The organism is Consotaella salsifontis (assembly GCF_900167365.1).
Classification (GTDB): Bacteria; Pseudomonadota; Alphaproteobacteria; order Rhizobiales; family Rhizobiaceae; genus Consotaella; species Consotaella salsifontis.
The window spans coordinates 69,911-96,450 of sequence record NZ_FUXL01000018.1; the positions used below are offsets into that span (position 1 = coordinate 69,911).

Consider the following 26,540-nt stretch of genomic DNA (forward strand, 5'->3'; position numbering starts at 1 on the left):
AACACTGAATTGCGACAGAATGTAAACGATAAAACATAATTATTACTATTCGTTAATGCGTCGTATATGCAAACTATATATCAATAAACATGGCGTGATTGAGTGGTGCGGCGATATGTCAATCAGTTTTTGTTGAACTCTTCTCTTTGTTCTTGAATATTCGGAATGATCCAGCTGCCGGGCTTCCGCGCCATCGCGTGAACGCATCCAAGACGGCCGTGGATTCCATTGATGGCGGAAACGTCGCCGAAACGGGGCTTGGCTTTCGTCGCCCTCCGAAGACGGCCGGCAGAAGAGAAAAGGGAGGCGAACTCCATGATCAATCGCAGAGATTTCATATCGCGCATCGTACCGGCCGCCGCCGGCATCGCGATGTTTCCGGCACTGGCCCGCGCTGCTTCCGGCGCCGGCGGCGTGACGGACGGGCGCGTCCTCGTCAACACCTCCATCGGGCCGATGTGGCTGACCAAGAAGGGCGGGAACGTCGTGGGCGTCGAGCCTCTGGCGCAGGACGGCGTCGACAATCCGCTGATCCAGTCGATGCCGGATCGGCTCTACAACCGCTCGCGCATCGTGGCGCCGATGGTGCGCCGCGACTTCCTCGCCAAGCGCGAGAAGAGCGACCGCACCCTGCGCGGCTCCAACGACTTCGTCGAGGTGAGCTGGGATGATGCGATGAAGCTCGTCACGGACGAGATCAGCCGCGTCAAGACCGCCTACGGCAACGAGTCGATCCATCGCGGAAAGAGCTCGTGGGCCAGCAACCACGCCCATGTCCATCGCACGGAGGCGATGCTCCAACGCTTCCTCAACGGCGCCGGCGGCTGCTCCAACTTCTTCGGCAGCTATTCGAGTCAGGCGATCACCGAGATCCTAACGGCTGTCGCCTGGGGCGGGCCGGGCACCACCAGCGATTGGCCTTCGCTGCACGAGAACACCAAGCTTATGGTGATCTGGGGCGCGAATCCCGTGACCACCACCCGCATCCTCTCCGCGCGCTATTCGACCAAGGCCTGGCTGGCGCTCAAGGAGAAGAGCATCGAGACGATCGTCATCGACCCGGTGCGCAGCGAGACGGCGCAGGCGCTCGACTCCCGCTGGGTCCCAATCACCCCTGGCACCGACGTGGCGCTCGCCCTCGGCATGATGCACACGCTGCTGACGGAAGACCTTCACGACAAGGAATTCCTGCAGAACTGCACCAACGGCTTCGACGAATTCGCCGAGTACCTGAAGGGCACGAAGGACGGCACGCCGAAAACCGCGGAGTGGGCGGCCAAGATCACGGGCGTTCCCGCCGAAACGATTCAGGAGCTCGCCCGCAAGATGCAGGCGACGCGCACCACGATTGCCTGCGGCTGGTCGACCCAGCGCCAGCATCATGGCGAGCAGGCGCCCTGGTCCATCCTGACCCTGGCGTGCATGCTCGGCCAGATTGGCCTGCCTGGCGGCGGCGCGGCCTTCGGCCTGCATTATGCCGATGGAGGGTTCCCGAAGGCCGACATGCCTGTGGTGGGCGGAATGGCGCCCGGCAAGAACCCCGTGGAGCTCGATCCTTTCCCGATCGCCTGCCTCTCCGACGCTTGGCTCAATCCCGGCAAGAAGATCCAATGCAAGGGCCGGGAAATCACCTTCCCCGACATCCGTCTGGTTTACACGGCAGGCGGCAACCAGTTCACCCATCACCAGAACACAAACCGCCTCATCAAGGCTTTCCAGGCGCCCGAGACGATCATCGTTCAGGACCCTTGGTGGACGCCGACGGCGCATTTCGCCGATATCGTCCTTCCGGCGTCGAGCGATTTGGAGCGCGACGACATCGGCCAGGTAATCAACCTGATCATCGCCTCGCACGCGGCGGTCGCGCCGCAGCACAAGTCCCGTCCCGACTACGAGATCTACACTGAACTCGCGAGCCGCATGGGCTTCGAACAGGCCTATACCGAGGGTCGCAGCCAGCTCGACTGGGTGCGGAAGTTCTACGATGACGCCAAGGCGTCCTCCAAGACGGTGCAGATGCCTGAGTTCGACGAGTTCTGGTCGGGCGAGGGCATCATCGAGTTTCCGATGGGCAAGGGCGACTTCACCCATCTCGCGGATTTCCGCGAGGAGCCGCTGCTCAACCCGATGGGCACGGCAACGGGCCTCATCGAGATCGTCTCGCCCTTCGTCTCCAAGCTCGGCTATGACGACGACTGCCCCGGCCATCCGACTTGGATGGAGCCGGTGGAATGGAAGGGCAGCGCCTCCTCGAAGGATTATCCGCTGCAGTTCCTTTCGGCGCATCCGCCTCACCGTCTGCATTCGCAGATGGACAACACGGATGCCGGCAAGACCTACAAAGTCGCCGGGCGTGAGCCGGTCTATATCCACCCCGAGGACGCCAAGGCGCGAGGCATCGCCGATGGCGACGTGGTCAAGCTGTTCAACGGTCGTGGCGAGACCTTGGCGGGTGCGGTCGTCACCGACAACATCAGCCAGGGCGTCGTGCTGCTGCATGAGGGATCGTGGTACGATCCTCAGGAGCCGGGCAAGATCGGTTCGCTCGACAAGCAGGGTAGCGCCAACGTGCTCACCCTCGACGATCCGCTGACCTCCCGCTTCGCCCAGGCGACGATTGCTTCGCTGGCCATCATTCAGGCGGAGAAATACGCCGAGACAGCGCCCGAGGTGACGGCCTATACGCCGCCGAAGGCCTCGTAAGCATCGCCGGTATCTTCAAAGCTTTCAGCGGCCAGCCCTCGGGCTGGCCGCTTTTCTATGTGTGCCGTGGGGGTGCCCTGTCCGTCGGGGAGCTTCTCCCTTATCGGGCGTTGTAGCGATCCCTGCGGTGATTGATGGCCAGGAAGAGGTTGTAGACGACCGCGCCGAGGATCGAGTAGGCGATGGAGATCGGATCGCGCACGGTGAAGGCGAGGGCGAGGATCATCAGGTCCATGCCGAGCTGGACATAGCCGGCGCGCCAACCGAACTTTTCCTGACAATAGAAGGCGAGGATGCCGACGCCGCCGAGGCTCGACTGGTGGCGGAAGAGGGCGAGCAGGCCGAAGCCGAGAAGCAGCCCGCCGAGGATGGCGCCGGTCGGCCTGTTGATGAAGGAAAAATCGAGCAGCACCGGCTGAAGCGCAGTGAAGAGCGACATCAGAGCGATGGCGATGAAGGTCTTCACCGTGAAGGCCACGGAGATGCGGCCAATGGCGAGGGCATAGAACGGCAGGTTCACGGCGAAGAACACGACGCCGAGGTTCCAGCCTGTCGCATAATGGATGATAAAGGCAAGGCCGGCCGTGCCGCCGGTCAAAAGCCCGAGATGCTGGAGGATCACCACGCCAAGGGTGGCGACCACGGCGCCGGTGAAGATGCCCTGCACATCTTCGAGGGGCGAGTGGCGGGTGGGCGACGACGTCCAGTCGCGCAGGGAACCGAGCTGTACTCTCATCCTGACCTCATACCGCGATGTAGCGGTCGGTGCGGTGGTTGATCACCAGGACGAGGTTGAGGATGACCGCTCCCAAAATGGAGAGCGCGATCTCGGCCGGGCTCGCGATGGTGAAGGAAAGGGCGAGGATCGACATGTCGGCGGCGAGCTGTACGTATCCCGCGCGCCAGCCGAAGCGCTCCTGGAGGAAGAAGGCGAGGATGCCGACGCCGCCGAGGCTCGAGCGGTGGCGAAAGAGAAGCAGCAAGCCGATGCCGATCATCAGCCCGCCAAGCACAGCACCCGCGAGCGGGTCGACATCGCCGAGCGTGAAGAGCCGCGGCTGAACCGAACTCAGCGCTGAAAGAAGCGCGACCGCGGAAAAGGTCTTGATCGTGAACGCCTTCCCCATCCGCCGGATAGCTAGGGCATAGAACGGCAGGTTCACGACGAAGAAGACAAGGCCGAAGTTCCAACCCGTCCAATAATGGATGATGAGCGAGAGACCGGCCGTGCCGCCGGTGAAGAGGCCGAGATGCTGAAGGATGGCGACGCCGACGACCGTGACCACGGCGCCTGTGACGAGGCCCTGGGCATCCTCGACCACCGAATGGGAGAGTGCGGGGGCTTCTCCCGCGCTGCTGATGCCTGATTTCATTGGGCGCCTCCCTTGTTGGCGCGCCCATGGCCGGATCGTCCTTGCACGTTAATCTGCATCTTCATTCGTCATGTTCAAAACAGCGTCATTCGCGACAATAGCCGGATTGCCGATACGCGCCAGCCCTTGAGCTCTGTCCGGACGAGGAAGTGCGATAAAAGCGCAGGAAGACCGTCACATCAAAGGCGGCTTGGCGGCTGCCAGCGTCTCGTCATCCGCGATCGCCGGGGCGGCGCCGCCGACGAGGAGCGGGAACCGTGCCGCCAGGACCGCAAGCCAGCCTTCCACCGGCTCTCCTCGATCCAGCCGCAAGGTGAGGGGCTGAATATCGCGGATCTCGAAGCCGGACTGCTCGGCGAGCCGCGTGAGATAGGCCCGTGAGTGGGCATAGCGCATGGAAGTCTGGAGCACGTAATCCTCTGCCCCGTCGTGGCGCTCCACCGTGAAGGCGAAGAGCGCGCCGGGCTGAGCCAGCTGGTGGACCCGAGAAAAGACCGGCGAGAGATCGCCGAGATAGGCCAGCACGTCAGCCGCCGTCACCAGATCATAGGAAATCGGGTCCGAAAAGCCGGCGGCGTCCTGCTGGTGCAGCTCGTCGTAAAGCCCTTTGCGGCGCGCCTTTGCGATCATGCCTTCCGAAAGATCGACGCCCACCAGACGGCTGACCCGGCGGCGCAGCCTTTCGCCCATCAGTCCCGTGCCGCAGCCGAGATCAAGGGCGCGGGCATAGGCCTCATGCGCTCCGAACTCGATCATTGCCGCCTCGATCATCTGGGGCACGCAGTAATGCAGCCGCTGAAGCAAGGCGGCGTCGAACCGGTCGCTGTACTGGTCGAACAGGCCCTCGACATAGGCCGCCGGTGGGGCTTCCGGCAGCGGCATCACGCCCAGAAGTGCGAGCTTCAGCGACGCGCCGACAGTGTCTTCCGGGTCGCGGCGCAGCGCTTCGCGATAGGCATCGGCGGCATTCTGAACGGCGCCGGCGGCCTCATGAAAGCTGCCGAGGCGAAACCAGCCCGCCGGCCAGTCGGGCGCCGCCTCCAGGGCCTGGGCCATGACATCGGCGGCGGCAGCGGCCTCACCCGCATCCGCCAGCATGGCGGCATAATCCGCCCGGCGATCGGCAATCGGATCGCCCGAAAGATAGGTTTTCATGAAGTGGAACTGCCCGCGACCGGAAAAGCCGCGGGGGTATGCGCCCGACGAGAATCTGCCGCAAGTGCCAATTTACGACACCCTACTCTCAGCTCGCGGCGGCGCTCCTTCAGCCGATGGAAATACGGCAGAGAAGCACGTTATTCAGGTGGTCGGCGTGACCGGCGGCAGGCCGAGCCAACTGCGGGCGGACGATTCGTCGGCCATCGGAAAGGCTCGTATCTCGACTCTCGGCAGGACGATATTCTGGAGATCCGCGATGCGGCGCAGCCAGTTGGCGTCCGTCACGACCGCCACTCGGTGGACGCGGCCGAGATCGCCCAGCCTCGCCAGCCCGTAGCGTACGTCTTTGAGAAGGGCCTCTGCCGTCATTCCATCGAAGTCGCGCAGCACGGCGAGGGTTGAAATCTTGGCCTCTCCCGCGCCGGCGAGCTTGTCCTCATAGGCAGCGATGGCCCGGTCGATGTCGTCGCCGTCGAGCTTTCCTCTCGTCTCGATGATGAGGATATTGGATGGGGAGGGAGTGACAGAGAGCATTGGGACGTTCTCCGAATAGGGTCTGATGGAATAAATAGGGACCCTCGCCCGTGTGCGGTAGGTGAGCGTGTCGTGTCACCTGTTGCCGATCTATGCGTGCGCGACGACCGTTCTATTTTCCCGAGCCATGCGCCCAAGCGAACTTCTCTGCCCGATGTCGGAGGGCCTCTATTGCCCGCCCGGCGACTTCCATATCGACCCTGTGCGGCCTGTTCCTCGCGCGCTGGTGACGCACGGCCATGCGGACCATGCGAGGCCGGGCAGCGAGAAGGTTCTGGCGACGGCCGACACCCTGGCCATCATGGCGCTTCGCTATGGCGAGGATTTCTGCGCCGAGCGCCAAGTCGCAAAGCTCGGCGAGACCATCGATATCAACGGCGTGAGGGTTTCGTTCCATCCCGCTGGCCATGTCCTCGGCTCAGCCCAGATCGCGGTGGAGAAGGATGGGCTGACGATGGTGGTGTCGGGCGACTACAAGCGCCGGCCAGATCCCACCTGCCGGCCGTTCGAACCGGTCGCGTGCAATGTCTTCATCACTGAGGCTACATTCGGCCTGCCGGTGTTCCGCCACCCCGACAGCGGCGAGGAAATCCGCCGGCTCATTGCGTCAACGAGGCAGTTTCCCGAGCGCACGCATCTCGTGGGTGCCTATGCCCTCGGCAAGGCGCAGCGCGTCATCGCCGGACTGCGCGCGGAAGGGTATCACGAGCCGATCTACATCCACGGCGCGTTGAAAAAGCTCTGTGACTTCTATCAGGGCCGGGGGATCGAGCTGGGCAACCTACAGCCGGCGACGGTCGAGGGCGGCAAGCGAGGAGATTTTGCCGGAGCCGTCGTCATCGGCCCGCCTTCCGCGTTCGCGGACCGGTGGGCGCGGCGCTTCCCCGACCCCTTGGCCGCGTTCGCATCAGGATGGATGCAGGTGCGGCAGCGCGCCCGCCAGCGCGGCGTCGAGCTGCCGCTGGTGATCTCGGACCATTCCGATTGGGATGAGTTGACCGAGACCATCTCGGACCTCAAACCGGATGAAGTCTGGGTCACGCACGGGAGAGAGGAGGCGCTTGTGCGCTGGTGCCAGCTTGAGGGAATCGCCGCTCGTCCGTTGCATCTGGTCGGCTACGAGGATGAAAGCGACTGATTGTCGCAGATCGCAGCATAAGGCCTGCCGAGCCCGGATTTCCCGTATCGGACGAGCCGTCCTGCGCCAAACTCGCGCAGGCTGCGCATCGGTTCAAATAGACCTACCGCAAATTCTTGAGCCCCGACTTCGAATAATTTCCGTGCGCTACCCGGAGAGCCTTCTCGCTCTCTAAACGATGCAAGCAGGGTCGGCGCCCGAATATCGATAAGCTCAAATATAACCCGCCGTCCTGCCTTCCGCGCACACAGGACTCTCATGATCTGGATAGAGTTGTTGATCACGCTGCTGGCGCTCTACATCGGAGCGCGCATCGGCGGCTTGGGAATGGGCATTACCGGCGGCCTCGGCGTGGTCGTGCTGTGCTTTGGATTTGGGCTGACGCCGGGCGAGGCGCCGATCGACGTCATGTTGATCATTCTCGCCGCCGTCACCGCCGCGTCTGCACTGGAGGCGGCGCGCGGAATGGACTGGCTGGTCCAGCTGTCTGAGCGGCTGCTGCGGCGCTATCCCAAGGCGGTGACGTTCCTGGGGCCGCTCGTCACCTATACGATGACCGTCTGCGTCGGCACGGGTCACACCGTCTACGTCATCCAGCCGATCATCGCCGATGTCGCCCGCAAGACCGGCGTCCGACCCGAGAGGCCGCTGGCCATCTCTTCCGTCGCCTCGCAGCTCGGCATTACCGCCAGTCCGCTCTCGGCGGCTGTTGCCTGGATCGTGACGCAGTTCGAGACGAAGGGCATGCCCTATACGCTCGGCGACGTCCTGATGATCACGATCCCCGCGACCATCATCGGCTGGCTCACCGCCGCGACAGTCCAGAACTTCGTCGGCAAGGATCTCGATAAGGACCCGGCCTATCAGCGGCGGCTTCAGGATCCGCAGTTCGCGGCGGAGATCACGGCGTCCGATGCGTCGATGCTGAATGTCGAACTGCCGCGTTCGGCCAAGGCGGCTGTGGGCATCTTCCTTCTTGGGCTCCTCAGCATCGTCATCCTCGGCATGTTCCCGTCTCTGCGCCCGATTGCGGACGCGGCGACGGGCAAGCCGGTGGCGATGGGCGCGATCATCCAGATGGCGCTGCTGTCGACGGCGGCGATCATTCTTCTCGCCACGAAGATCGAGGCGAAGGCGATGGTCATGGGGCCTGTCTTCCGGGCTGGAATGTCGGCGGTGGTCGCCATCTTCGGCATCGCGTGGCTCGCCGACACCTTCGTTTCCAACAATCTTGGCGTCATCAAGCCGGCGATCGAGGGGATCGTCACTCAGAACCAGTGGCTCTTCGCTTTCGCCTTCTTCCTTGTCTCGATCATCGTCAACAGCCAGGCGGCGACCGCCCGGATGCTCGGACCTCTCGCCTTCCAGCTCGGAGTGGCCCCGGCGACGCTGATCGGCATCTTTCCGTCGACCTACGCCTACTATTTCATTCCCAACTACCCAAGCGATCTGGCGACGGTGAACTTCGATCGTACCGGCACCACCCGAATCGGCAAGTATCTCCTGAACCACAGCTTCATGCTGCCCGGCCTCATTTGCACCTGGGTTTCGGTGGGTGTCGGACTGCTTTTGGCGAACATTCTCCTCTGAGGCTTCTTTGCCCGGGGAGAGGGCGGCGCGCGGAAGGAGAGGGCCGCGCGTCGCCGTTTTAGTGGGAGGAAACAAAAAACGCGGGCGCCATGAGGCGTCCGCGTTTCTCTTTTCACAGGTATGATAGGCGATCAGGCCTTCAGAACCTCGACGCCGGGAAGGGCCTTGCCTTCCATCCATTCGAGGAAGGCGCCGCCCGCCGTCGAGACATAGGTGAAGTCGCCCGCAACTCCGGCCTGGTTCAGTGCCGACACCGTGTCGCCGCCGCCGGCGACCGTCACCAGGGCGCCTTCCTTGGTGCGCTCGGCGGCATGGCGCGCCGCAGACATCGTCGCCTTGTCGAAGGGCTGGATTTCAAAGGCGCCGAGCGGCCCGTTCCAGACCAGCGTCTTGGCCTTGTCGATCCACTCGTTGACCGCGGCGACCGTCTTCGGGCCGACGTCGAGGATCATCTTCTCGGAGGGGACGGCATCGACCGCCACGATGTCGCTGTCGGCCCCGGCCTTGAACTCGGCCGCCACCACGGCATCCAGCGGAAGGACGATGGCGCAGCCTGCCTCTTCGGCGTTCTTCATGATCTGCCGGGCGGTGTCCGCGAGGTCGTGCTCGCAAAGCGACTTCCCGACATTGACGCCCTTGGCGGCGAGGAAGGTGTTGGCCATGCCGCCGCCAATGACGAGCGCGTCGACCTTCTTCACGAGGTTCGACAGAAGATCGATCTTGGTCGAGACCTTCGCGCCGCCGACGACGGCGACCACCGGGCGCTCGGGCGAGCCAAGGCCCTTCTCCAGCGCCTCGAGCTCGGCCTGCATGGTGCGGCCAGCGTAGGAGGGCATGTGGTGAGCGAGGCCTTCAGTCGTCGCGTGGGCGCGGTGCGCGGCCGAGAAGGCATCGTTGACATAGACATCGCCGAGCGCGGCGAGCTTGGACACGAAGCCCGTCTCGTTCTTCTCCTCTTCCTTATGGAAGCGGGTGTTCTCGAGCAGCAGGATGTCGCCGTCCTTCATGTTCGCGACGATGCCATCGGCCACCGGGCCGACGCAGTCCTCGGCAAAGCCCACCGGGCGGCCGAGCTTTTCGGAAAGCGCGGGCACGATCGGCTTCAACGACATTTCGGGAACGGCCTGGCCCTTGGGTCGACCGAAGTGGGCGAGCAGGATGACGCGGCCGCCCTTGTCCGCGATCTCGCGGATCGTCGGCAGAACGCGCTCGATGCGGGTGGCGTCCGTGACTTTGCCATCCTTCATCGGCACGTTGAGATCGACGCGTACGAGCACGCGCTTGCCGGCCAGTTCCGCGTCATCGAGTGTCTTGAACTTGGTTGCCATTCTTGTCCCTCAGGTTCCTTATCCTCAGTGGTGGCGCAGCATAGTCCGCGCGCGCGTCCGGGCAAGTGCGAGACCGCCAGAAGGCGTGGGGCGCGGCGTTGTGCTACATGGGCTTGCCATCGCCGTCACCATCGCGGTGGCTCTCTGCGACCGGTGGCGTGAGCAGAAGGCTCGGGGGCTCCTTCGCCTTCGACGCCTCTACCTTGCGGCGGCGCTTTGGCGTCTGGCGCAGGACGCTCACGATGTCGCGGAAATTGTGGAAGAGTGGCAAAGTCGGCTTCGTGTCGGGCGTCAGCGACAATCCAACCTCGGCAATCTCTCCCGCGTCATCGGTGTCCCGAACGATGAGCTCGACCGAGCCGACGGCGACGCGGTCGCCATATTCGGCATGGCCGCCAAGACGCTCGACCATCAGCTCCGCCACCGTCGTCTCCGGCGTGACGTTTCCAAGATCGATGCCGTAGCTTTCCGCCAGAAGTCGAGCCGGGCGACCCGGCTCCACCGTGAACTCGCCGAAGAACTCGGCATCGTCGGGCTCGAAGGGCACCGGACTGGCGAACAGGCGGTCGAGCAGGCGCGGATAGCGCGAGGAGATGAAGAGGTAGACGTAGTCGTTCTCCTGGAGCCGCCCTGCATATTGAAGGCGCATCGACTTGCCGTCCCGCACCACCAGAGAAGGACGCGCCCAGCGCGGCAGCCGCTGGCCCCGCGCCACGGGACTTCCCGCGACAACGCGGTAGGACAGGAGTTCGTGATGAGCGGTGCCGGGCAGCTCGAGTTCGAGCTTCTCGACGGGGCCGATGCGCGGCGGCACGATGAGCCCTAGTCGCCTCGCCATGAAGCCGATGGTCCAGCCCTGCATGAGCAGCGAGACGAGAACAATGATGAAGGCGGTGTTGAAGAAGACACGCTCGGAGTCGATGCCGCCGATGATGGGCAGGATCGCAAGCAGGATCGAGACGGCGCCGCGCAAACCGACCCACGATATGAACGCCGTCTCATTGCGGCTGAAGCGGAAGGGCAGCAGGCAGAACCAGATAGCCAGCGGGCGGGCGATGAAGATGAGGAAAAAGGCCAGGCCGACCGCTGGCAACGCGATCGCCGCGAACTGGGACGGTGTCGCCAAGAGGCCGAGCACGAGGAACATGACGATCTGCGCGAGCCAGCTCATGCCCTCCTGAAAGCGGCGGATGCTGGTGGCCGAGCGGATATGGCTGTTGCCGGTCAGGAGCCCGGCAACATAGACCGCCAGGAAACCGCTGCCGCCGAGAGCGCCCGTGACGGAGAAGACAAGCAGCGACAGCGCGATGGTGAAGATCGGCGTGAGGCCGCGTTCCAGGCTTAGGCGATTCACCAGCTGCAGGATCATCCAGCCGCCGACAAGACCAAGAACGCCGCCGATGCCGAGCTGTTTCGCGAACTGGATGAGGAAGTTCCAATCCATCGCCTCGAAGCCGCTGCCCGACCGGAGCAGCTCGACCAGGGCGATGGCGAGGAAGATCGCCATGGGATCGTTGGAGCCGGATTCGATTTCCAGCGTCGCGCGTACCCGTTCGCGGATGTTGATGCCGCCGATGCGCAGGAGGAAGAACACCGCCGCCGCGTCTGTCGAGCCGACAATCGAGCCGAGAAGGGCGCCCTGGAGCCAGGAAAGGTCTAGCAGAAGCACAGCCGCTGCGGCAAAGAGCGCCGTCGTTAGGAGCACGCCGACGGTTGCCAGCGTCAGAGCTGGTGCCGCGGCATGCCGGAACGACTGAAGGGAGGTGCCGAATCCTGAATCGAAGAGGATGATGGCGAGAGCCAGCGAGCCGATGAAATAGGCCAGCGGCGGATTGTCGAAGTCGAGACCGAACCCGTCCACTCCGGCCACGAGACCGATCGAAAGAAAGACGAGAAGGATGGGAGCGCCGAACCGGAAGGCGAGGAGGCTGGAGAAGGCCGCCAGAAGGATCAGGCCGGTGCCGATCAGGATCACGACATAGAGAGTATCCAGCATTCACCGCTTCGCATTTCGGGAGGAGCGCGGGGCCTCATCGGCACATGATCGGAACTTAGGCGAATAAGGCACGACATCCAACCTGCCGTGCGGAATGCGAGCGATGCATCACGCGAAACGGGCCGCGCGAGGCGGCCCGTTCCATGTCTCGAAAGAAGCAAACAGCTTACTTGGCGTTCGCCAGCGCGATCGCGGTATCGGACATACGGTTGGAGAAGCCCCACTCGTTGTCGTACCAGGACATGATGCGCACGAGCGTGCCGTCGATGACCTTCGTGCCGTCCATGTGGAAGATGGACGAATGGGGATCGTGGTTGAAGTCCGACGAGACGTTCTTATCGGTGGTGTAGCCGAGGATGCCCTTCAGCGGGCCATCGGCGGCCGCCTTGATCGCGTTCTGGATTTCCTCGACGCTGGTGGCGCGCTTGGCGACGAACTTGAGGTCGACGACCGAAACGTTCGGAGTGGGAACGCGGATCGAGACGCCGTCAAGCTTGCCCTTGAGCTCGGGCAGCACGAGGCCGACGGCCTTGGCTGCGCCTGTGGTGGTCGGGATCATCGACTGCGCCGCAGCGCGGGCACGATAGAGATCCTTGTGCATGGTGTCCAGCGTCGGCTGGTCGCCCGTGTACGAGTGGATGGTCGTCATGAAGCCCTTCTCGATGCCGATGACATCGTTCAGGACCTTGGCGACGGGCGCCAGACAGTTGGTCGTGCAGGACGCGTTGGAGATGATCTTGTCGTTGGCGGTAAGCGTGCCGTGGTTGACACCGAAGACGATGGTCTTCTCGCCGCCTTCAGCCTTCGACAGCGGGCCGGAGATCAGAACCTTCTTCGCGCCGGCTTCGAGGTGGGCCGAGGCCTTCGCCGGATCGGTGAAGATGCCCGTGCACTCGAGCGCGACATCGACGCCGAGTTCCTTCCAGGGGAGCTCCTTCGGGTCGCGGATAGCCGTGACCTTCATCGGGCCCTGGCCGACGTCGATGGTGTCGCCGTCAACCTTTACCTCGAAGGGGAAACGGCCATGGACCGAGTCGTAACGGATGAGGTGCGCGTTGGTCTCGACCGGACCAAGGTCGTTGATGCCGACGACCTGAATGTCCTTGCGACCAGACTCCATGATGGCACGCAGGGTAAGGCGGCCGATACGGCCGAAGCCATTGATTGCGACACGAACTGTCATTTGTTTCTCCTTCGAAGGGACTCGGTTCGCCCGTGACGCGCCAGTCTTCCGGCCTGGGCGGACCATTCGAAACTTCCAACACGACGCGACCGGACCAACTGCATCGTCGCCGCCGTCTTATCTGATTTGCGCAGCGTGTAAAGCGCCCATATCGACGCGGTTTAATCGTTTGTATTGACCATCTGCCGGACGGCAGAAACCACTGATTCGGCGGTGATGCCGAAGTGCCGATAAAGGTCCTCGATCTTGCCGCTGGCGCCGAAGCCAGTCATGCCGACAAAGGCACCCTCACAGCCGATAAACCTTTCCCATCCTTGCTTGATTCCGGCTTCCACCGCCACCTTGACCGTGCCCTCACCGAGGATCGAACGCCGGTACTCGGGACTCTGCAGCTCGAACAACTCGAACGAGGGAACCGACACGACGCGGGTTGGAACGCCTTCAGACTCGAGCTGCCGGCGAGCCTCGACCGCGATCCCGATTTCCGACCCGGTGGCGAAAATGCTCGCCACGGCTTCGTCTGAAGCCGCCATCAATTCGTATGCGCCACGGGCGCACAGGTTGCCGTCGACCGGCTCTGTGCGCACGGTTGCGAGGTTCTGACGGCTCAAGGCGAGCACCGAAGGACCCTCCTTGTTCTCCAGGGCGATCTGCCAGCACTCCGCGGTTTCGACGGCGTCGGCCGGGCGGAACACCCTCAACTTAGGAATGGCGCGCAGTGCCGCAAGGTGCTCCACCGGCTGATGGGTCGGACCGTCCTCTCCAAGGCCGATGGAATCGTGGGTGAGGACATAGACCACCCGCACACCCATAAGCGCCGATAGGCGGATGGCGCCGCGGGCATAGTCGGAGAAGGTCAGGAAGGTTCCGCCGTAGGGAATCAGGCCACCGTGGAGGGCGAGGCCGTTCATGGCGGCGGCCATTCCGTGCTCGCGTATGCCATAATGGATGTATCGCCCATCATAGCGGCCGGGCGCGATCTCATGGAGGGTCTTGGTCAGCGTGTTGTTGGAGGGCGTCAGGTCCGCCGAACCGCCGACCGTCTCAGGCAGAATATCGTTGATGACCTCCAGCGCCATTTCTGACGCCTTGCGCGTCGCGACCTCGGGCTTCTTCTCGATGATCTGGGCTTTCAGGCTCTCGATGGCGCGCGACAAGCCGCTGGGCAGGTCTCGCCGGCTGCGCCGCTCGAAATCTCCTCGCGTTTCCGGATCGAGCGCGGCCAGACGTTTTTCCCATTCCTTGCGCTTGGTTGCAGAGCGAAGACCGGCCAGCCGCCAGGCATCCAGAACGTCGGACGGCACCTCGAAGGGGCCAGCCTCCCAGCCCAGCGCCTCCCGCGCCCCCGCAATCTCCTCCGCACCCAGCGGAGAACCATGCGCCTTCGAGGTTCCGGCCTTCGTTGGCGCGCCGAAGCCGATGGTCGTCCGGCACGCGATCAGGGTGGGGCGATCGCTCTCGCGAGCCGCGTCGATAGCGCGGGCGATATCCTCCGCGTCCTGACCGTCGCAACTCGACGTGTTCCAGCCGGAGGCGGCGAAGCGCTCCAGCTGATCGGTCGAATCGGAAAGCTCGAGCTTGCCGTCGATAGAAATGCCGTTGTGGTCCCATAGAACCACGAGACGATTGAGCTGGAGGTGGCCGGCAAGCGTGATCGCTTCCTGGCTGATGCCTTCCATGAGATCGCCGTCGCCGGCGATGACGTAGGTGAAATGATCGACGATGTCGTTGCCGAAACGCGCGTTGAGAATCCGCTCCGCAATGGCCATTCCAACGGCGTTGCCGAGGCCTTGACCCAACGGCCCGGTGGTGGTCTCGATCCCCGCCGCGTCGCCATATTCGGGATGGCCCGGCGTTCGCGAGCCCAGCTGGCGGAACGCCTTGATGTCGTCGATGCCGATGTCCTCGTATCCCGTGAGATAGAGAAGGCTGTAGAGCAGCATCGAGCCATGACCCGCCGACAACACGAAGCGGTCGCGGTCGGGCCAGCCGGGCGTCTTCGGGTCGAAGGTCAGATAGCGCGAGAACAGCACCGTGGCGACATCGGCCATGCCCATAGGCAGACCGGGATGGCCCGACTGGGCCGCCTCGACGGCATCCGCAGCGAGGAAGCGGATGGCGTGCGCCATGCGCCGGAGCTTTTCGGGAGAGTTCATGCTCTGCTCGTTCAGCCTTGTGGTTATCCGTTCTCGCGATCTGATAATCAGCGCAAAACGGCCGTGCTCATCATAGTGCCGGTGCGCCGGAAGCGAAAGCGACGCCGGCCAGCGTCGGTTTGGCAGGTCAATTCCACAGATTTCTTAATGGCTTGTCGCCGTGTCCGAAATTGATGGTTGCATGCGCACAGCGAATAGCGCAGGGATTCCAGTCAGTCGGATAGACCGACGAGCATATTCCGGCGCTTATTCGTTCGACGGGATTTTGAAGGTTCATGGCTGATTCGGCGCAAAATAGTCTGGAAGACGCGGACCGGCGCTTGAGGCTGGCGCTGGAGCGGCTGGAAAGCGCCGTGGAGCGTCGCGCGGAACGCGACGCGGTTCTGATGAACTCCGATGCGGAATTGCAGCGCATGGCTGCGGACCGCGCCAAGCTCGCCGGCCAACTCGACAACGCGCTCGCCCGCGCCGAGAGGCTGGAGCAGGCCAATCGCGAGGTCTCGAAGCGTCTGGTTTCGGTGATGGAGATGATCCGGGCCGTTCTTGGCGGGCGCAAGACGGGTTAAGGTGGACGGGAGAGCCAAGTGCCTCAAGTTGTCGTGACCATCGACGGCAAGACTTATCGGATGGCCTGCGCCGAGGGGGAGGAGCAGCATCTGGAGGATCTGGCAAGCGATGTCGATCGCCGGATCAATGAACTCAGGGCAAGCTTCGGGGAAATCGGTGATCAACGCCTCACGGTCATGACCGCGATGACGGTGCTCGACGAGCTTCAGGAGAGCCGCCGCCGCATGGCGAGCCTGGAGCGGGAGCTTTCGGAGGTTCGCCAGACGCGGGATGCGGCGCGCGCGCGGCTCGCCGACGCGGATGGACATTCCGCCTCGCAGATCGAAGCCGTGGCTATCGCCGTGGAGCGCATCGCAGAGAAGATCGAAGCGCTTGGTTCGGCTCGGGGCTGAACTAAATTTTGCGCGCTCTCCATCGACCCCCTGGCGCGACCGCCATTGGCGGCCTATCTTCATCGACGGCGGGCTGCGCGGTTCGGCAGGCGTAACTTTTCCTCGGGGCCTTAGTCATTCCGAAGGGAGCTGTCCCTGACTTGGCCCGTGGGCCAGGATATACGGCGCCCACCTACATCGTAGGTTCCCGGGATCGACTTCGTCACCGGCCGATGTGGCTCGCCAATTCATTCCCTCAGGTCTTTTCAACTCGTTCTTCGTGATAATGTAGTCCTGCTCTCGTTGGCGGTTGACGCATTTCGCGGAGCCTGCGACGACCTTCTTTCATGGAAGATCGAAATCCTCTTTTGCAAAAGGCGGTGTTGCGCGGCCTTACGCTGAAGCGGCGGGATGCTCTCAGCCTGGATGAACGGGCGGAAGCCTCCGAGCGTATCGCGGAGCGCTGCGAGACCTTGACCTTTGGCGGGCGGCCTGAGGCCATCGCCGGCTATCTTCCCATCCATTCCGAAGTCGATCCGCGACCTGCCATGGCGCGCCTGGCGGCGCGGGGCGTGCGTATTGCCGTTCCCGCGATCGAGGGCGAAGAGTTGGAGTTTCGCGAATTCTCAGCCACGGCGGCCCTCGTTGGTCAGCGGTTTGGCACGCTCGCGCCGGGGCCGGAGGCGCCGGTGGTCACGCCACAAGTGCTTTTGATGCCGCTTGCCGCTTTCGATCGCCGGGGCGGGCGAATCGGCTACGGCAGGGCGTTCTATGACAGAGCGGTCGCGGCGTTGCGCACCGCTGGGCACGACCCGCTTCTGATCGGGCTTGCCTTTGCCGTTCAGGAGGTGGAGGCCGTGCCGATGGAGCCGCATGACGTGCGGCTTCATCTCATCATCACGGAATGCGAAGTGATCCGCCCAGAATGACGCCGCCGACGCGGATTTCCGGCCCGGCCGGTTGCACAGTCGGGCGCACATGCGGCGCGGCGACGATCATCGCCCAATAGATCGTGCTCCCGGTCGCCTGCCGAGCGGCGGCGATGCCGATGTCGCGCGCCGGCTTGTTCAGAAGGTTGTCGCGGTGGTGCGGAGAGTTCTTCCAGCCTTCCAGGGCGGCGTCGAAGCTCTGGTAGCCGCGTCCGATGTTCTCGGCCGTGGCGCTCCACTGGTAGCCGAAGGACTCGATGCGACCGGGCAGTTTCCCAGCGACGTTGTGGTCCATCTTGTCGGCGGACGCCATCATGGCCGCCTGGCGTTCGGCCGCCGCCTGAAGACGCTTATCGTAGGACACGGCTCCAAGGCCGTTCTGCCGGCGGAAATCGTTGACCTTGGCGAGGGCGGCCTGTCGATCAAAAGCGACCTCGGAGGTTGGCTTTTGATCCGTGACGCCGAGGCATCCGCTGAGAAGCGCGGCCGACGCGAGCGCCAGGAGGGTTCTGGCGCGTCGGCGATAGTTGGGCCATACGGGAAGACTGCGATGCATGCTCATGATCGGACCGCTGAAGCTGGGTCGGAGGATGGGCATCGCTGGACAAGGGATGCGGCAAGATCAAGGCGTCGGGGTTCGCCGGGCGAAAAGCCGCGGAATGCCGGAAGGTGAAGCGATGAAGACAGCAGCGGCAATCGGCATGGTCGTCGGCCGGCGATGGGCGGCGGCGTGCGAAAGGCGGACGCACTGATGCGCTTTCTGTTTTTGGGTGACATGGTGGGTCGCACCGGACGCAACGCGGTGTTTCAGCGTTTGCCGGGCCTCATCTCCGACTATCGGCTGGATTTCGTGGTGGTCAATGGAGAGAACGCCGCCGGCGGCTTCGGCATCACGGAAGAGATTTTCGACAAGACGCTCGAAGCTGGCGCCGACGTGGTGACGACCGGAAACCATGTATGGGATCAGAAGGAAGCGCTCTCCTTCGCCGAGCGCGCCGACCGCTTCCTCAGGCCGCTCAATTTCCCGACGGGCACACCGGGGCGCGGCTCGGGGCTCTTCGAGGCTCGGAACGGCGCCCGTGTGCTCGTCGCGAACATCATGGGCCAGGCCTTCATGGCGCCCAGCCTCGACGATCCTTTCCGTGCCGCGGCCGATCTTGTCGGCGCTTGCCCGTTGGGCGAGCAGGCCGACGCAATCGTGGTGGACTTTCATGGCGAGGCGACGGCCGAGAAGCTGTGCATGGGACACTTCCTCGACGGCCGGGCGAGTGTCGTCGTCGGCACGCATACCCATGTGCCGACCGCAGACCATCAGATTCTCGCCCAGGGCACGGCCTACCAGTCGGACGCCGGCATGTGCGGCGACTACGACTCGTCCCTCGGCATGGACAAGGAGGAGCCGCTCAATCGGTTCGTCACGAAGATCGCGCGCGGGCGGATGGAGCCGGCGCAAGGTCCGGCGACGCTGTGTGGCCTCGCTGTCGAGATCAGTGATCGCAGCGGCCTCGCCGAGAAGGTGGCGCCCGTGCGGATTGGGCCACACCTTCAGGAGACTCTGCCAGACTTCTGGTAGGTCTCCCTTGCCGTGGGCGAAGCGCCAGCCCATCTCCTCGGCGTCTGTCGGCCCAGGCCACATGGGGACCTGCCATGCCCGAGTTTTTCGCGTTCCTACTCGATCCGGCAGCCTATGCGGCGCTGATCACCCTCATCGTGATGGAGGTGGTGCTCGGGATCGACAATCTCGTCTTCATCTCGATTCTCACCAACAAGCTTCCACCCAGCGTGCGGGGCAGGGCGCGGCGCATCGGCATTTCTCTGGCGCTCATCCTGCGCCTGGTACTGCTGTCGACCGTCGCGTTCATCGTGCATCTCACCGACCCGCTGTTCACGCTGTTCGGCCATGGATTTTCCTGGCGCGATCTCATCCTCATCGCGGGCGGCCTTTTCCTCGTCTGGAAAGCGACAAGGGAAATCCATCACTCCGTGGACCCCAGCGATGGTCCGGAGCAGATGGTCGGCGGCGCGGCGGCGATCGGATTCGGCGCGGCCATCACTCAGATTCTCGTTCTCGATCTCGTCTTTTCGATCGACTCCATCATTACGGCGGTCGGGATGACGAACGAGATCGGCATCATGATGATCGCCGTCGTGGTCGCGGTCTTGGCGATGATGGCCGCCTCCGGCCCGTTGTCGCGCTTCATCGCGGCCAACCCCACGATCGTGATGCTCGCCCTTGGCTTCCTCTTGATGATCGGCATGACGCTGATCGCCGACGGCTTCGGCTTCCACGTGCCGAAGGGCTACATCTACGCCGCCATGGCATTCTCGGCCTTTGTCGAGATTCTCAACATGCTGGCGCGCAGACGGCGACAACGTGACGCGGCCGACATGGCGCCGGCCGAGCACTGAAGACCGAAAACGCTGGTCTATTCGGGGCGGTGGCAGACCGCCTCGATATTGTTGCCGTCGGGATCGAGGACAAAGGCGCCATAATAGTTGGGGTGGTAGTGGAGGCGCAGGCCTGGGGCGCCGTTGTCTTGACCGCCCGAGGCCAGCGCAGCCTGGTAGAATGCATCGACCATTGCCCGGTTTTGGGCGGCGAAGGCGACATGCAGGCGCCTTTCCGGAGAAGGCCCGGTGCCGATCCAGAAATACGGTTTGCCGTTCTCGCCAAAGCCGGCGTGGGACGATTTATCATCGCTCCATTCCATCTGGATGGTGACGCCAAGCGGCGCCAGCGCCGCGAGGTAAAACGCCTTGGAACGCGCGAAATCGCTCGCTTGAAATCCGATGTGATCGAGCACCCTACTTCCCCTCAGTCATGGATCGCCGAGTCTCGCCTGGAGCAATCGCGGTGAGCAGAGCCTCACCTCCAACGCTCCAGGGCTTTCGTGTTCGACCAATTCCGAAGCGCGAAACCGCTTCGCACTTTTGCCGGACTTGCTCTCGCCAGACTCGGGAGCCGGCTAAAGGTCAGTTACCACCGTTCGGGGCAGGGGTGTCCATGTCGCTTTCCGGCGCATCCACCTCCGTTTGGTCCGGGGCCTCCTGCTCGTCCGCTTCGGGATCGGAAAGGTCCTCCGGCGGCGTCGGCGCCTTCATCATGGTGCCATTGATGAAGACCGAGCCGTCGGCTTTGGTCTCGACATGCCAGAGGGCGCTTCCGTCCGGCTGTGTCTTGGCGAATCCCTTGGCGAATGAAACGAAGCCGAGGGTCTGCAGGGCCTCGGGATGATCCGCGCCAGCCGCTTGAAGCTGTTTGCTGACGGCATCGAGGCCTGTCGCGGAGATGTCAAAGTCGCTCGCCGGCGTCTTGGTGTCCAAGGCGATTTGCCCTGACATGGAGACGCTGTAGCCCGGGCCGGTGATGGAGGACGGCGCGATTTTGAGCACCGGCAAGTTGCCATCAAAGGTCGCAGCAATGGCCGCTTCCGCTCCCGGTGAGAGAGGCGGCGTCTTGTCGAACTGGAAATTCTCGATGGCGATGCGAGCGGGGGCTGCGAGGTCCACGTTCTCCAGTCCCAGCGCGAGGTTCAACTTTTGCGGCAGGAAGGGTTGCGTCCAGGCCGGGATCAAATCCGACTGCGTTCGAATGCCTTCCACGGCAAACGAGTAGCTGAAGGCGCTGTCGTCCTCGACGCCGTCGGCCTTGGCGTCGACGAGCGCCTTGTCGATCGCGAACGTGCCCGCCGGCGTGCTCACATCGATGCCGTTGAACGAATACTCGCCGCGGAATTCATCCCATAGCGGCAGAAGGGCGAGCAGCTTCTCGCGCAGCTCTTCCTGGTGGTCGCCGATGTTCTTCTCGGCGAGCATGGGCAGCGCCAGCGCGTAGAGGTCGAGGATTTCCCGGCTCCGCAGCGCCTTCGCGCTGGCGTTGAAATCGATGGTCGCGACCTTGATGTCGACGGGAATCCGCTCTGTTGGCCGTTCTGGATCGGCCATCATGTCCAGACGCTCGACGAGGTTTTCGCCGGTCTGCGACATGGTGAAGTCGGCGCCGCCGCCCGCCGCCTTGGACGCGGACATGGCGAAGCTCTGCTTGCCGATGGAGACGGTCACATCTCCCTCGGGGCCGGTTTGCTTGACCCTCGTCGAATCCGCCGAGCCGGCCAAGGTCGAGAACGTGCTGATTTCAGGGGAGAAGATGCCAGAAAAAACGATGGGCGAGACGTCGTAGGAAACTCGCGTCTCTTGGCCACCGACCTTGATGCTCCAATCGAGAAGCATCGGATCGTTCCCCTGGACCTGCCACGTGCCATCGGAGAGTTGCCCGATGCGCACGCTATAGCTTTTCAGAGAGACGTCGACGGCCGGAGCGTCCCCGGCGCCTTCTCCTGGGACGTTGAAGTCCGTCGAGAAGTTCACGGTCAGACGATAGCCTTTCTCGTCGGGCGAGATCCTCAGGAAGCCGGCATCGAATGCACTGGTGCCGACAAACCGGGCAAGTTCCTGGCGCAAGGCGTCAGCACCTGCGGCCGTTCCTGGAACGATGCCGCCAGCTCCCGCGCCTTGCGCCAGCGAGGGGGAGGCCAGCATGAGGAACGCTGCCGAGCACAGCCACTGCAGACGACGCATCGAAATCCTTCCTTTATGGTTCAAGCTCATTGGCGAGACAGATGCCGTCATCGCTCGACAGGCATGGCTCGCTTCCTGCAATCGACTGTGGAGGTGGGACGCGCGGCCCATATTGCCAGCCCTTTGCGAGATGGCGTGAGGGGGGTTCTGGACGTTTGCCGCTGCATTTTCTATATGTCGCCCACCTTTCTAGCCCTTTCGACCGGACACTCTATGGCTGGCCATTCACAGTTCAAGAACATCATGCACCGGAAGGGCCGCCAGGACGCGGTTCGTTCCAAGCTCTTTTCCAAGCTCGCCCGCGAGATCACGGTCGCGGCGAAGACGGGGATGCCCGACCCGGACATGAACCCGCGTCTGCGCCTCGCCGTCAACAACGCGCGCGCGCAGTCGATGCCCAAGGACAACATCGAGCGGGCCATCAAGAAGGCGAGCGCGGCTGAGGGCGAGAACTACGAAGAGGTCCGCTACGAGGGCTACGGGCCGGGCGGCGTCGCCGTCATCGTCGAGGCCCTGACCGACAACCGCAACCGCACCGCTTCCAACGTCCGCTCGTACTTCACGAAGTCCGGTGGGTCGCTGGGCGAAACCGGTTCGGTATCGTTCATGTTCGATCGCGTGGGCGAGATCGTCTATCCGGCGAGCGTCGGAGATGCCGACAAGGTGATGGAAGCGGCCATCGAGGCTGGCGCGGACGACGTGGAATCCGGCGATGAGAACCACACGATCACCACGGCCTTCGAAAGCCTGAACGACGTGGCCAAATCGCTGGAAGCCGCGCTTGGCGAGGCCGAGAGCGTCAAGATCGTCTGGCGTCCGCAGACGGGAACACCGGTTGACGAGGACAAGGCCCAGTCGATCATGAAGCTGATTGCCAATCTCGACGACGACGACGACGTCCAGAACGTCTACGCCAATTTCGAGGTCGATGACGAGGTGATGGCGCGCCTCTCGGCGGCCTGACGCTCCATGCACTGACACAGAAAGCGGCGGCGGTGTGCGCGTGAAGGCGCGACGTCGCCGTTTTCTTATCCGACGCTTTGCCTAGGCCGCCGGGATGATCGTTTCGGTGACGAGGCGGTGCAACTCGTCCAGATAGCCGCTGCCGCGTCCGGAGGGATGCGTCTCGTCCGAAGTGATCGCGACCGTCAGTTCGAGATCGGGGACGACGTAGATCATCTGGCCGCCATAACCCCAGCCGTAGCGGACGGGGTGCCCGCCGAATTCCGCGATGAACCAGCCATAGCCGTACCGCTCGCCGGTGAAACGAGAGCGCGTTCGGGGCGTCCAGGATTTCTCTATCCACGTCTCTGAGATGATCTGCTCGCCCTCCGGTGTACGCCCGCTGTTGCGATAAAGCTCGCCGAAGGCAAGGAGGGAACGGGGTGTCATCGCCATCTGGTTGCCTCCGAGAAAAATCCCTTGAGGGTCCTGCTCCCAGTCCGCGACCCTGACGCCCGCCGGACCGAGCCAGTCGTTCAGCAGGGCTCGTGTCGAGCGTCCGGCTTCCCGCGTCAGGATGGCGGACAGCAGATGGCTGTTGCCGGTCGAATAGAGCATCGCCCCGCCGGGCCGGTCCTCGAACGTGCGGGACAGGACATAGCGAACCCAGTTGGAGCTCGCGATCCAGCGCCCATAGTTGGGCCCGGAGGTGCGCTCCAGGCCGGCCTGCATCGACAAAAGGTTGCCGATGGTGATCTCCCGCAACATCGGGGCAGGGTCTGACGGCAGGTCCTTCGCGAGGAGTGGCGCGATCGTCTGGTCTGCACCCTCGAGGATGTCCCTGTCGATGCCGATTCCCACGAGCGCGGAGATCACCGACTTGGAAGCGGATTTTATGTTGGTCGGCGTCGTGGTCGCATGTCCGCGGAAGCCCTCGTCGAGGATGGTCGTTCCACCTTGCGCGATCAGCAGCGTTTCCAGTGGGGGGAGAGATCGCGCACGCTCCTTCGCGCTTTCAAAGCTTGCGCGCGTCGCTTGGGCGAACGCTTCTTGGGAGCGAGCTCCGGCGACCAGCGCGGCGGCGGTGGAGGTCAGGCCGATCAGTGCGGAACGGCGGTTCATGCTTGGGGCGCGGGTCATGGGGAGGCACATGGCGCCCGTCGCACCGCCTTGCCAGCATTTTCACCGCCAGTTGATCGACCACGTCATCCATCCGCGCCGAGGGTTTGTTTCTGTTTTGTTCATTTCTTGGCTATCCAATGCGCGTCGTTTCGCATAGAACGGCAAGGAGTTGGACGGTGCGGCAGGAGAGCGTCATTCGCGTTATCGGAATCGATCCTGGGCTGCGGCGCATGGGCTGGGGCGTCGTCGAGACGCTTGGCAACAGCCTGAAGTTCGTCGCGTCCGGGACCATCACCTCCGATGGCGAAATGGACCTCGCCTCACGGCTACGGCAGCTCTACGAGGGTCTGTCGGAAGTGATGCATTCCTATAAGCCCGACGAGGCGGCCGTGGAGCAGACCTTCGTCAACAAGGACGCGACGGCAACGCTGAAGCTCGGCCAGGCGCGAGGCATCGCTCTTCTCGTGCCCGCGCTCGCGGGCCTTCCCGTGTCCGAGTACGCGCCGAACGCCGTCAAGAAGGCGGTGATCGGCGTCGGGCATGGCGAGAAGCAGCAGATCCACATGATGGTCAAGGTGCTGATGCCCAAGGCCACCTTCAATTCCAGCGACGCGGCGGACGCTCTCGCCATCGCCATTTGCCACAGCCATCACAGGGCCTCGGCCAAGGCGCGGGCAATGCTGGCGGCGGAGTGAAACCCTTGTCGCGTCGCAAGAGTATCGCTCGACGGTTTCAGCGCGCCTGTCTCTGCACCATTTCACCGGACATCAGGTCATGATCGGAAAGCTCAAGGGCGTCGTCGATGAGATCGGCGAGGACCATGTCGTCGTCGATGTTCATGGGGTCGGCTATGTCGCCCACTGTGGAGCGCGCACGCTGGCGGCGCTTCCGGGGCCCGGCGAGGCCGTCATCCTTTATATCGAGACCCATGTCCGCGAAGACATGATTCGCCTCTACGGGTTCGCCGGGGAGGCGGAGCGGGGGTGGTTCCGGCTGCTTCAGAACGTCCAGGGCGTCGGCTCCAAGGTGGCGCTGTCGATTCTGGGAACGCTGTCGCCGGGCGATCTCGCCAATGCGATTGCGCTGCAGGACAAGGCCATGGTGGCGCGAGCGCCGGGCGTCGGGCCGAAGGTTGCCGCGCGCATCGTGGCCGAGCTCAAGGACAAGGCGCCGGCTTTTTCCGGTGCCGGTGCGGCCGATATCGGATTCAAGCAGGAGCTCGGCGAGGGCGTCGCGCCCGCCCCGGTCGCCGATGCTGTTTCGGCGCTCGCCAATCTCGGCTATTCACGCGAACAGGCGGCAAGTGCCGTGGCCGCCGCGCTCAAGAATGGCGGGGACGGGGCCGACGCGGCCAAGCTGATTCGCCTGGGTCTCAAGGAATTGAGCCGCGTGTGAGCGTAGGGGGCGGCATGAACGCCGTGAGGCGGCCCAGTGCTTCGGCTCGGTGGGAAGGTCGGCCGTGAATCGAGGATTTGTCCGATGAGCGACTCTCGCCGTCTGATCTCGCCTGAGCGACAGGGCGACGATGCCGATGGAAGTTTGCGGCCGCAGCGGCTCGATGATTTCATCGGCCAGTCGGCCGCTCGTGCCAATCTCAAGGTCTTCATCGAGGCGGCCAAGGGGCGGGGCGAGGCGCTGGACCACGTGCTTTTCGTCGGCCCGCCAGGGCTCGGCAAGACGACGCTCGCCCAGATCATGGCGAAGGAGCTCGGTGTCAATTTCCGCTCCACCTCAGGCCCGGTCATCGCCAAGGCCGGCGACCTCGCGGCGCTCCTGACCAATCTGGAAGAACGCGACGTCCTGTTCATCGACGAAATCCACCGTCTCAGTCCCGCCGTCGAGGAAATCCTTTACCCGGCGATGGAGGATTTCCAGCTCGACCTGATCATCGGGGAGGGGCCGGCCGCCCGCTCGGTCAAGATCGATCTGTCGAAGTTCACGCTGGTTGCGGCGACGACGCGACTCGGCCTTCTGACGACGCCGCTGCGCGATCGCTTCGGCATTCCCGTGCGGCTGAACTTCTATACGGTCGAGGAACTGGAGCAGATCGTGGTGCGCGGCGCGCGGATCATGAATCTGCCGCTGAAACCGGACGGTGCCAAGGAGATCGCCCGCCGGGCGCGCGGCACGCCGCGCGTCGCCGGCCGCCTGCTTCGGCGGGTGCGCGATTTCGCCGACGTCTCCGGCGTCGCGGCGGTCGACCGCGTGATCGCCGACGAGGCGCTGTCGCGGCTGGAGGTCGACAGCCTGGGCCTTGACCAGCTCGACCGACGATATCTCGATCTCATCGCGCTTAGTTTCGGCGGTGGGCCGGTCGGCATCGAAACTATCGCCGCCGCTCTTTCCGAGCCTCGGGATGCCATCGAGGATATCGTCGAGCCCTATCTGCTCCAGCAGGGCTTTCTCCAGAGAACGCCTCGCGGCCGTCTTTTGACCGCCCACGCCTTTCGCCATCTCGGCCTTGCCGTGCCATCCGCCTATTCCGGCGCGCAGACGACCTTGTTCGAGGAAGACTAGAGCGGGATGAGATTAGGATCGTCCATATCCTGAGTTGACGAGGTAGTTGCTGCATTCGTCGGCGGAGATGGTGGAGAGGATCTGGCCGATGGCGGAGCAGACGGCGTCTCTGGTGCGCTGGCCGGCTTTGCGCAGCAGGTGCTTCAGCTTGGCGAAGAGCTGCTCGATGGGATTGAGGTCGGGGGAGTATTTGGGCAGGAACAAGAGCTGGGCGCCGGCGGCGCGGATCGCCCGGCGCACCGCCTTGCCCTTGTGGCTGCCGAGATTGTCCATGATGACGATATCGCCGGGCTTCAGCGTCGGCACCAGCACCTGCTCGACGTAGAGCCGGAAGCGCTCGCCGTTGACCGGTCCG

26 protein-coding genes and 1 other RNA gene are annotated in these 26,540 nt (G+C 63.7%); 13 read left to right on the top strand and 14 right to left on the bottom strand.

Going from position 1 to position 26,540, the window contains the following annotated elements:
- Positions 1–122: 122 nt before the first annotated feature.
- Entirely contained in the window at positions 123–317 is a 195-nt protein-coding gene (locus B5D38_RS22270; RefSeq protein ID WP_207552999.1) for a hypothetical protein, read from the bottom strand.
- Between B5D38_RS22270 and B5D38_RS19125 the strand changes: the two genes are divergently transcribed.
- Positions 316–2,703 (top strand): molybdopterin-dependent oxidoreductase, encoded by a 2,388-nt coding sequence (locus tag B5D38_RS19125; RefSeq protein ID WP_165690913.1) that lies wholly within the window; start codon positions 316–318, stop codon positions 2,701–2,703. The two genes, B5D38_RS22270 and B5D38_RS19125, sit on opposite strands and share 2 nt — an antisense overlap.
- 100 nt (positions 2,704–2,803) lie before the next feature.
- Here the strand turns inward: B5D38_RS19125 and B5D38_RS19130 are convergent, their stop codons facing one another.
- The 4 genes from B5D38_RS19130 to B5D38_RS19145 all read right to left on the bottom strand — a co-directional run bounded on the left by B5D38_RS19130 (position 2,804) and on the right by B5D38_RS19145 (position 5,768).
- Positions 2,804–3,439, bottom strand: a complete 636-nt coding sequence (locus tag B5D38_RS19130) for a YitT family protein (RefSeq protein WP_078710064.1) — start codon at positions 3,437–3,439, stop codon at positions 2,804–2,806.
- A gap of 7 nt (positions 3,440–3,446) precedes the next feature.
- Entirely contained in the window at positions 3,447–4,076 is a 630-nt protein-coding gene (locus B5D38_RS19135; protein ID WP_078710065.1) for a YitT family protein, read from the bottom strand.
- 174 nt (positions 4,077–4,250) lie between these two features.
- Complete coding sequence (locus B5D38_RS19140) at positions 4,251–5,231, bottom strand: class I SAM-dependent DNA methyltransferase (RefSeq protein WP_078710066.1); 981 nt, start codon at positions 5,229–5,231, stop codon at positions 4,251–4,253.
- A gap of 144 nt (positions 5,232–5,375) precedes the next feature.
- Positions 5,376–5,768, bottom strand: a complete 393-nt coding sequence (locus tag B5D38_RS19145) for a SpoIIAA family protein (RefSeq protein ID WP_078710067.1) — start codon at positions 5,766–5,768, stop codon at positions 5,376–5,378.
- Positions 5,769–5,895: 127 nt separating this feature from the next.
- On the opposite strand from B5D38_RS19145, the gene B5D38_RS19150 reads away from it, so the two are divergent.
- Positions 5,896–6,906 (top strand): ligase-associated DNA damage response exonuclease, encoded by a 1,011-nt coding sequence (locus B5D38_RS19150; RefSeq protein ID WP_078710068.1) that lies wholly within the window; start codon positions 5,896–5,898, stop codon positions 6,904–6,906.
- A 258-nt stretch (positions 6,907–7,164) separates the two neighbouring features.
- The gene (locus tag B5D38_RS19155) at positions 7,165–8,496 is read left to right on the top strand and encodes an anaerobic C4-dicarboxylate transporter (RefSeq protein ID WP_078710069.1); all 1,332 of its coding nucleotides are present in this window, start codon (positions 7,165–7,167) and stop codon (positions 8,494–8,496) included.
- 131 nt (positions 8,497–8,627) lie between these two features.
- On the opposite strand, the gene B5D38_RS19160 is transcribed toward B5D38_RS19155, so the two are convergent.
- The 4 genes from B5D38_RS19160 to tkt all read right to left on the bottom strand — a co-directional run bounded on the left by B5D38_RS19160 (position 8,628) and on the right by tkt (position 15,159).
- Positions 8,628–9,824, bottom strand: coding sequence for a phosphoglycerate kinase (locus tag B5D38_RS19160; RefSeq protein ID WP_078710070.1), 1,197 nt, complete (start codon positions 9,822–9,824; stop codon positions 8,628–8,630).
- Between the two features lie 103 nt (positions 9,825–9,927).
- On the bottom strand, positions 9,928–11,820 hold the full coding sequence (locus B5D38_RS19165) for a potassium/proton antiporter (protein WP_207553000.1): 1,893 nt from the start codon (positions 11,818–11,820) through the stop codon (positions 9,928–9,930).
- 166 nt (positions 11,821–11,986) lie between these two features.
- Positions 11,987–13,003 carry a type I glyceraldehyde-3-phosphate dehydrogenase gene (gene gap / locus B5D38_RS19170; RefSeq protein ID WP_078710071.1) on the bottom strand — a complete coding sequence of 339 codons (1,017 nt, stop codon included), beginning with the start codon at positions 13,001–13,003 and terminating at the stop codon, positions 11,987–11,989.
- A gap of 161 nt (positions 13,004–13,164) precedes the next feature.
- Complete coding sequence (gene tkt, locus B5D38_RS19175; RefSeq protein WP_078710072.1) at positions 13,165–15,159, bottom strand: transketolase; 1,995 nt, start codon at positions 15,157–15,159, stop codon at positions 13,165–13,167.
- A gap of 275 nt (positions 15,160–15,434) precedes the next feature.
- On the opposite strand from tkt, the gene B5D38_RS19180 reads away from it, so the two are divergent.
- The 4 genes from B5D38_RS19180 (at position 15,435) to B5D38_RS19195 (ending at position 17,026) form a co-directional block, all read left to right on the top strand.
- A complete protein-coding gene (locus tag B5D38_RS19180) occupies positions 15,435–15,725 on the top strand; it encodes a DUF4164 family protein (RefSeq protein WP_078710073.1) in 291 nt (96 codons plus the stop codon).
- A gap of 18 nt (positions 15,726–15,743) precedes the next feature.
- Positions 15,744–16,118, top strand: coding sequence for a cell division protein ZapA (locus B5D38_RS19185; protein ID WP_078710074.1), 375 nt, complete (start codon positions 15,744–15,746; stop codon positions 16,116–16,118).
- A 67-nt stretch (positions 16,119–16,185) separates the two neighbouring features.
- A non-coding RNA gene (gene ssrS / locus B5D38_RS19190) (6S RNA) lies at positions 16,186–16,343 on the top strand.
- Between the two features lie 101 nt (positions 16,344–16,444).
- Positions 16,445–17,026 (top strand): 5-formyltetrahydrofolate cyclo-ligase, encoded by a 582-nt coding sequence (locus B5D38_RS19195; protein ID WP_078710075.1) that lies wholly within the window; start codon positions 16,445–16,447, stop codon positions 17,024–17,026.
- On the opposite strand, the gene B5D38_RS19200 is transcribed toward B5D38_RS19195, so the two are convergent.
- A complete protein-coding gene (locus B5D38_RS19200; RefSeq protein WP_165690914.1) occupies positions 16,995–17,582 on the bottom strand; it encodes a CAP domain-containing protein in 588 nt (195 codons plus the stop codon). The two genes, B5D38_RS19195 and B5D38_RS19200, sit on opposite strands and share 32 nt — an antisense overlap.
- A 195-nt stretch (positions 17,583–17,777) precedes the next feature.
- On the opposite strand from B5D38_RS19200, the gene B5D38_RS19205 reads away from it, so the two are divergent.
- Positions 17,778–18,599, top strand: a complete 822-nt coding sequence (locus B5D38_RS19205; protein ID WP_078710088.1) for a TIGR00282 family metallophosphoesterase — start codon at positions 17,778–17,780, stop codon at positions 18,597–18,599.
- Between the two features lie 74 nt (positions 18,600–18,673).
- Positions 18,674–19,435 carry a TerC family protein gene (locus tag B5D38_RS19210; protein WP_078710077.1) on the top strand — a complete coding sequence of 254 codons (762 nt, stop codon included), beginning with the start codon at positions 18,674–18,676 and terminating at the stop codon, positions 19,433–19,435.
- Between the two features lie 17 nt (positions 19,436–19,452).
- Here the strand turns inward: B5D38_RS19210 and B5D38_RS19215 are convergent, their stop codons facing one another.
- Entirely contained in the window at positions 19,453–19,830 is a 378-nt protein-coding gene (locus B5D38_RS19215) for a VOC family protein (RefSeq protein ID WP_078710078.1), read from the bottom strand.
- Positions 19,831–19,999: 169 nt separating this feature from the next.
- Positions 20,000–21,604 (bottom strand): hypothetical protein, encoded by a 1,605-nt coding sequence (locus B5D38_RS19220; RefSeq protein WP_078710079.1) that lies wholly within the window; start codon positions 21,602–21,604, stop codon positions 20,000–20,002.
- A gap of 213 nt (positions 21,605–21,817) precedes the next feature.
- Here B5D38_RS19220 and B5D38_RS19225 point away from each other — a divergent pair, with 213 nt between their 5' ends.
- A complete protein-coding gene (locus tag B5D38_RS19225; RefSeq protein ID WP_078710080.1) occupies positions 21,818–22,567 on the top strand; it encodes a YebC/PmpR family DNA-binding transcriptional regulator in 750 nt (249 codons plus the stop codon).
- An 81-nt stretch (positions 22,568–22,648) separates the two neighbouring features.
- Here B5D38_RS19225 and B5D38_RS19230 read toward each other — a convergent pair whose 3' ends face one another.
- The gene (locus B5D38_RS19230) at positions 22,649–23,668 is read right to left on the bottom strand and encodes a serine hydrolase domain-containing protein (protein ID WP_078710081.1); all 1,020 of its coding nucleotides are present in this window, start codon (positions 23,666–23,668) and stop codon (positions 22,649–22,651) included.
- Positions 23,669–23,805: 137 nt separating this feature from the next.
- Between B5D38_RS19230 and ruvC the strand changes: the two genes are divergently transcribed.
- The 3 genes from ruvC (at position 23,806) to ruvB (ending at position 26,185) form a co-directional block, all read left to right on the top strand.
- On the top strand, positions 23,806–24,363 hold the full coding sequence (gene ruvC, locus B5D38_RS19235; RefSeq protein ID WP_078710089.1) for a crossover junction endodeoxyribonuclease RuvC: 558 nt from the start codon (positions 23,806–23,808) through the stop codon (positions 24,361–24,363).
- Between the two features lie 79 nt (positions 24,364–24,442).
- The gene (gene ruvA, locus B5D38_RS19240; protein WP_078710082.1) at positions 24,443–25,063 is read left to right on the top strand and encodes a Holliday junction branch migration protein RuvA; all 621 of its coding nucleotides are present in this window, start codon (positions 24,443–24,445) and stop codon (positions 25,061–25,063) included.
- Positions 25,064–25,147: 84 nt separating this feature from the next.
- Positions 25,148–26,185: a Holliday junction branch migration DNA helicase RuvB gene (ruvB, locus tag B5D38_RS19245; RefSeq protein ID WP_078710083.1), complete on the top strand. Its 1,038-nt coding sequence runs from the start codon at positions 25,148–25,150 to the stop codon at positions 26,183–26,185.
- Positions 26,186–26,197: 12 nt separating this feature from the next.
- Here ruvB and B5D38_RS19250 read toward each other — a convergent pair.
- A partial coding sequence (locus B5D38_RS19250) for a transposase (protein WP_131829972.1) occupies positions 26,198–26,540 on the bottom strand: 343 nt, incomplete at its 5' end.

What these genes read in the sequence shown, in the direction of transcription:
- B5D38_RS19125 (WP_165690913.1), top strand. Translation starts at nt 316, where the DNA reads ATGATCAATCGCAGAGATTTCATATCGCGCATCGTACCGGCCGCCGCC.
- B5D38_RS22270 (WP_207552999.1), bottom strand. Translation starts at nt 317, where the DNA reads ATGGAGTTCGCCTCCCTTTTCTCTTCTGCCGGCCGTCTTCGGAGGGCG.
- B5D38_RS19130 (WP_078710064.1), bottom strand. Translation starts at nt 3,439, where the DNA reads ATGAGAGTACAGCTCGGTTCCCTGCGCGACTGGACGTCGTCGCCCACC.
- B5D38_RS19135 (WP_078710065.1), bottom strand. Translation starts at nt 4,076, where the DNA reads ATGAAATCAGGCATCAGCAGCGCGGGAGAAGCCCCCGCACTCTCCCAT.
- B5D38_RS19140 (WP_078710066.1), bottom strand. Translation starts at nt 5,231, where the DNA reads ATGAAAACCTATCTTTCGGGCGATCCGATTGCCGATCGCCGGGCGGAT.
- B5D38_RS19145 (WP_078710067.1), bottom strand. Translation starts at nt 5,768, where the DNA reads ATGCTCTCTGTCACTCCCTCCCCATCCAATATCCTCATCATCGAGACG.
- B5D38_RS19150 (WP_078710068.1), top strand. Translation starts at nt 5,896, where the DNA reads ATGCGCCCAAGCGAACTTCTCTGCCCGATGTCGGAGGGCCTCTATTGC.
- B5D38_RS19155 (WP_078710069.1), top strand. Translation starts at nt 7,165, where the DNA reads ATGATCTGGATAGAGTTGTTGATCACGCTGCTGGCGCTCTACATCGGA.
- B5D38_RS19160 (WP_078710070.1), bottom strand. Translation starts at nt 9,824, where the DNA reads ATGGCAACCAAGTTCAAGACACTCGATGACGCGGAACTGGCCGGCAAG.
- B5D38_RS19165 (WP_207553000.1), bottom strand. Translation starts at nt 11,820, where the DNA reads ATGCTGGATACTCTCTATGTCGTGATCCTGATCGGCACCGGCCTGATC.
- gap (WP_078710071.1), bottom strand. Translation starts at nt 13,003, where the DNA reads ATGACAGTTCGTGTCGCAATCAATGGCTTCGGCCGTATCGGCCGCCTT.
- tkt (WP_078710072.1), bottom strand. Translation starts at nt 15,159, where the DNA reads ATGAACTCTCCCGAAAAGCTCCGGCGCATGGCGCACGCCATCCGCTTC.
- B5D38_RS19180 (WP_078710073.1), top strand. Translation starts at nt 15,435, where the DNA reads ATGGCTGATTCGGCGCAAAATAGTCTGGAAGACGCGGACCGGCGCTTG.
- B5D38_RS19195 (WP_078710075.1), top strand. Translation starts at nt 16,445, where the DNA reads ATGGAAGATCGAAATCCTCTTTTGCAAAAGGCGGTGTTGCGCGGCCTT.
- B5D38_RS19200 (WP_165690914.1), bottom strand. Translation starts at nt 17,582, where the DNA reads ATGCATCGCAGTCTTCCCGTATGGCCCAACTATCGCCGACGCGCCAGA.
- B5D38_RS19205 (WP_078710088.1), top strand. Translation starts at nt 17,778, where the DNA reads ATGCGCTTTCTGTTTTTGGGTGACATGGTGGGTCGCACCGGACGCAAC.
- B5D38_RS19210 (WP_078710077.1), top strand. Translation starts at nt 18,674, where the DNA reads ATGCCCGAGTTTTTCGCGTTCCTACTCGATCCGGCAGCCTATGCGGCG.
- B5D38_RS19220 (WP_078710079.1), bottom strand. Translation starts at nt 21,604, where the DNA reads ATGCGTCGTCTGCAGTGGCTGTGCTCGGCAGCGTTCCTCATGCTGGCC.
- B5D38_RS19225 (WP_078710080.1), top strand. Translation starts at nt 21,818, where the DNA reads ATGGCTGGCCATTCACAGTTCAAGAACATCATGCACCGGAAGGGCCGC.
- B5D38_RS19230 (WP_078710081.1), bottom strand. Translation starts at nt 23,668, where the DNA reads ATGAACCGCCGTTCCGCACTGATCGGCCTGACCTCCACCGCCGCCGCG.
- ruvC (WP_078710089.1), top strand. Translation starts at nt 23,806, where the DNA reads ATGCGCGTCGTTTCGCATAGAACGGCAAGGAGTTGGACGGTGCGGCAG.
- ruvA (WP_078710082.1), top strand. Translation starts at nt 24,443, where the DNA reads ATGATCGGAAAGCTCAAGGGCGTCGTCGATGAGATCGGCGAGGACCAT.
- ruvB (WP_078710083.1), top strand. Translation starts at nt 25,148, where the DNA reads ATGAGCGACTCTCGCCGTCTGATCTCGCCTGAGCGACAGGGCGACGAT.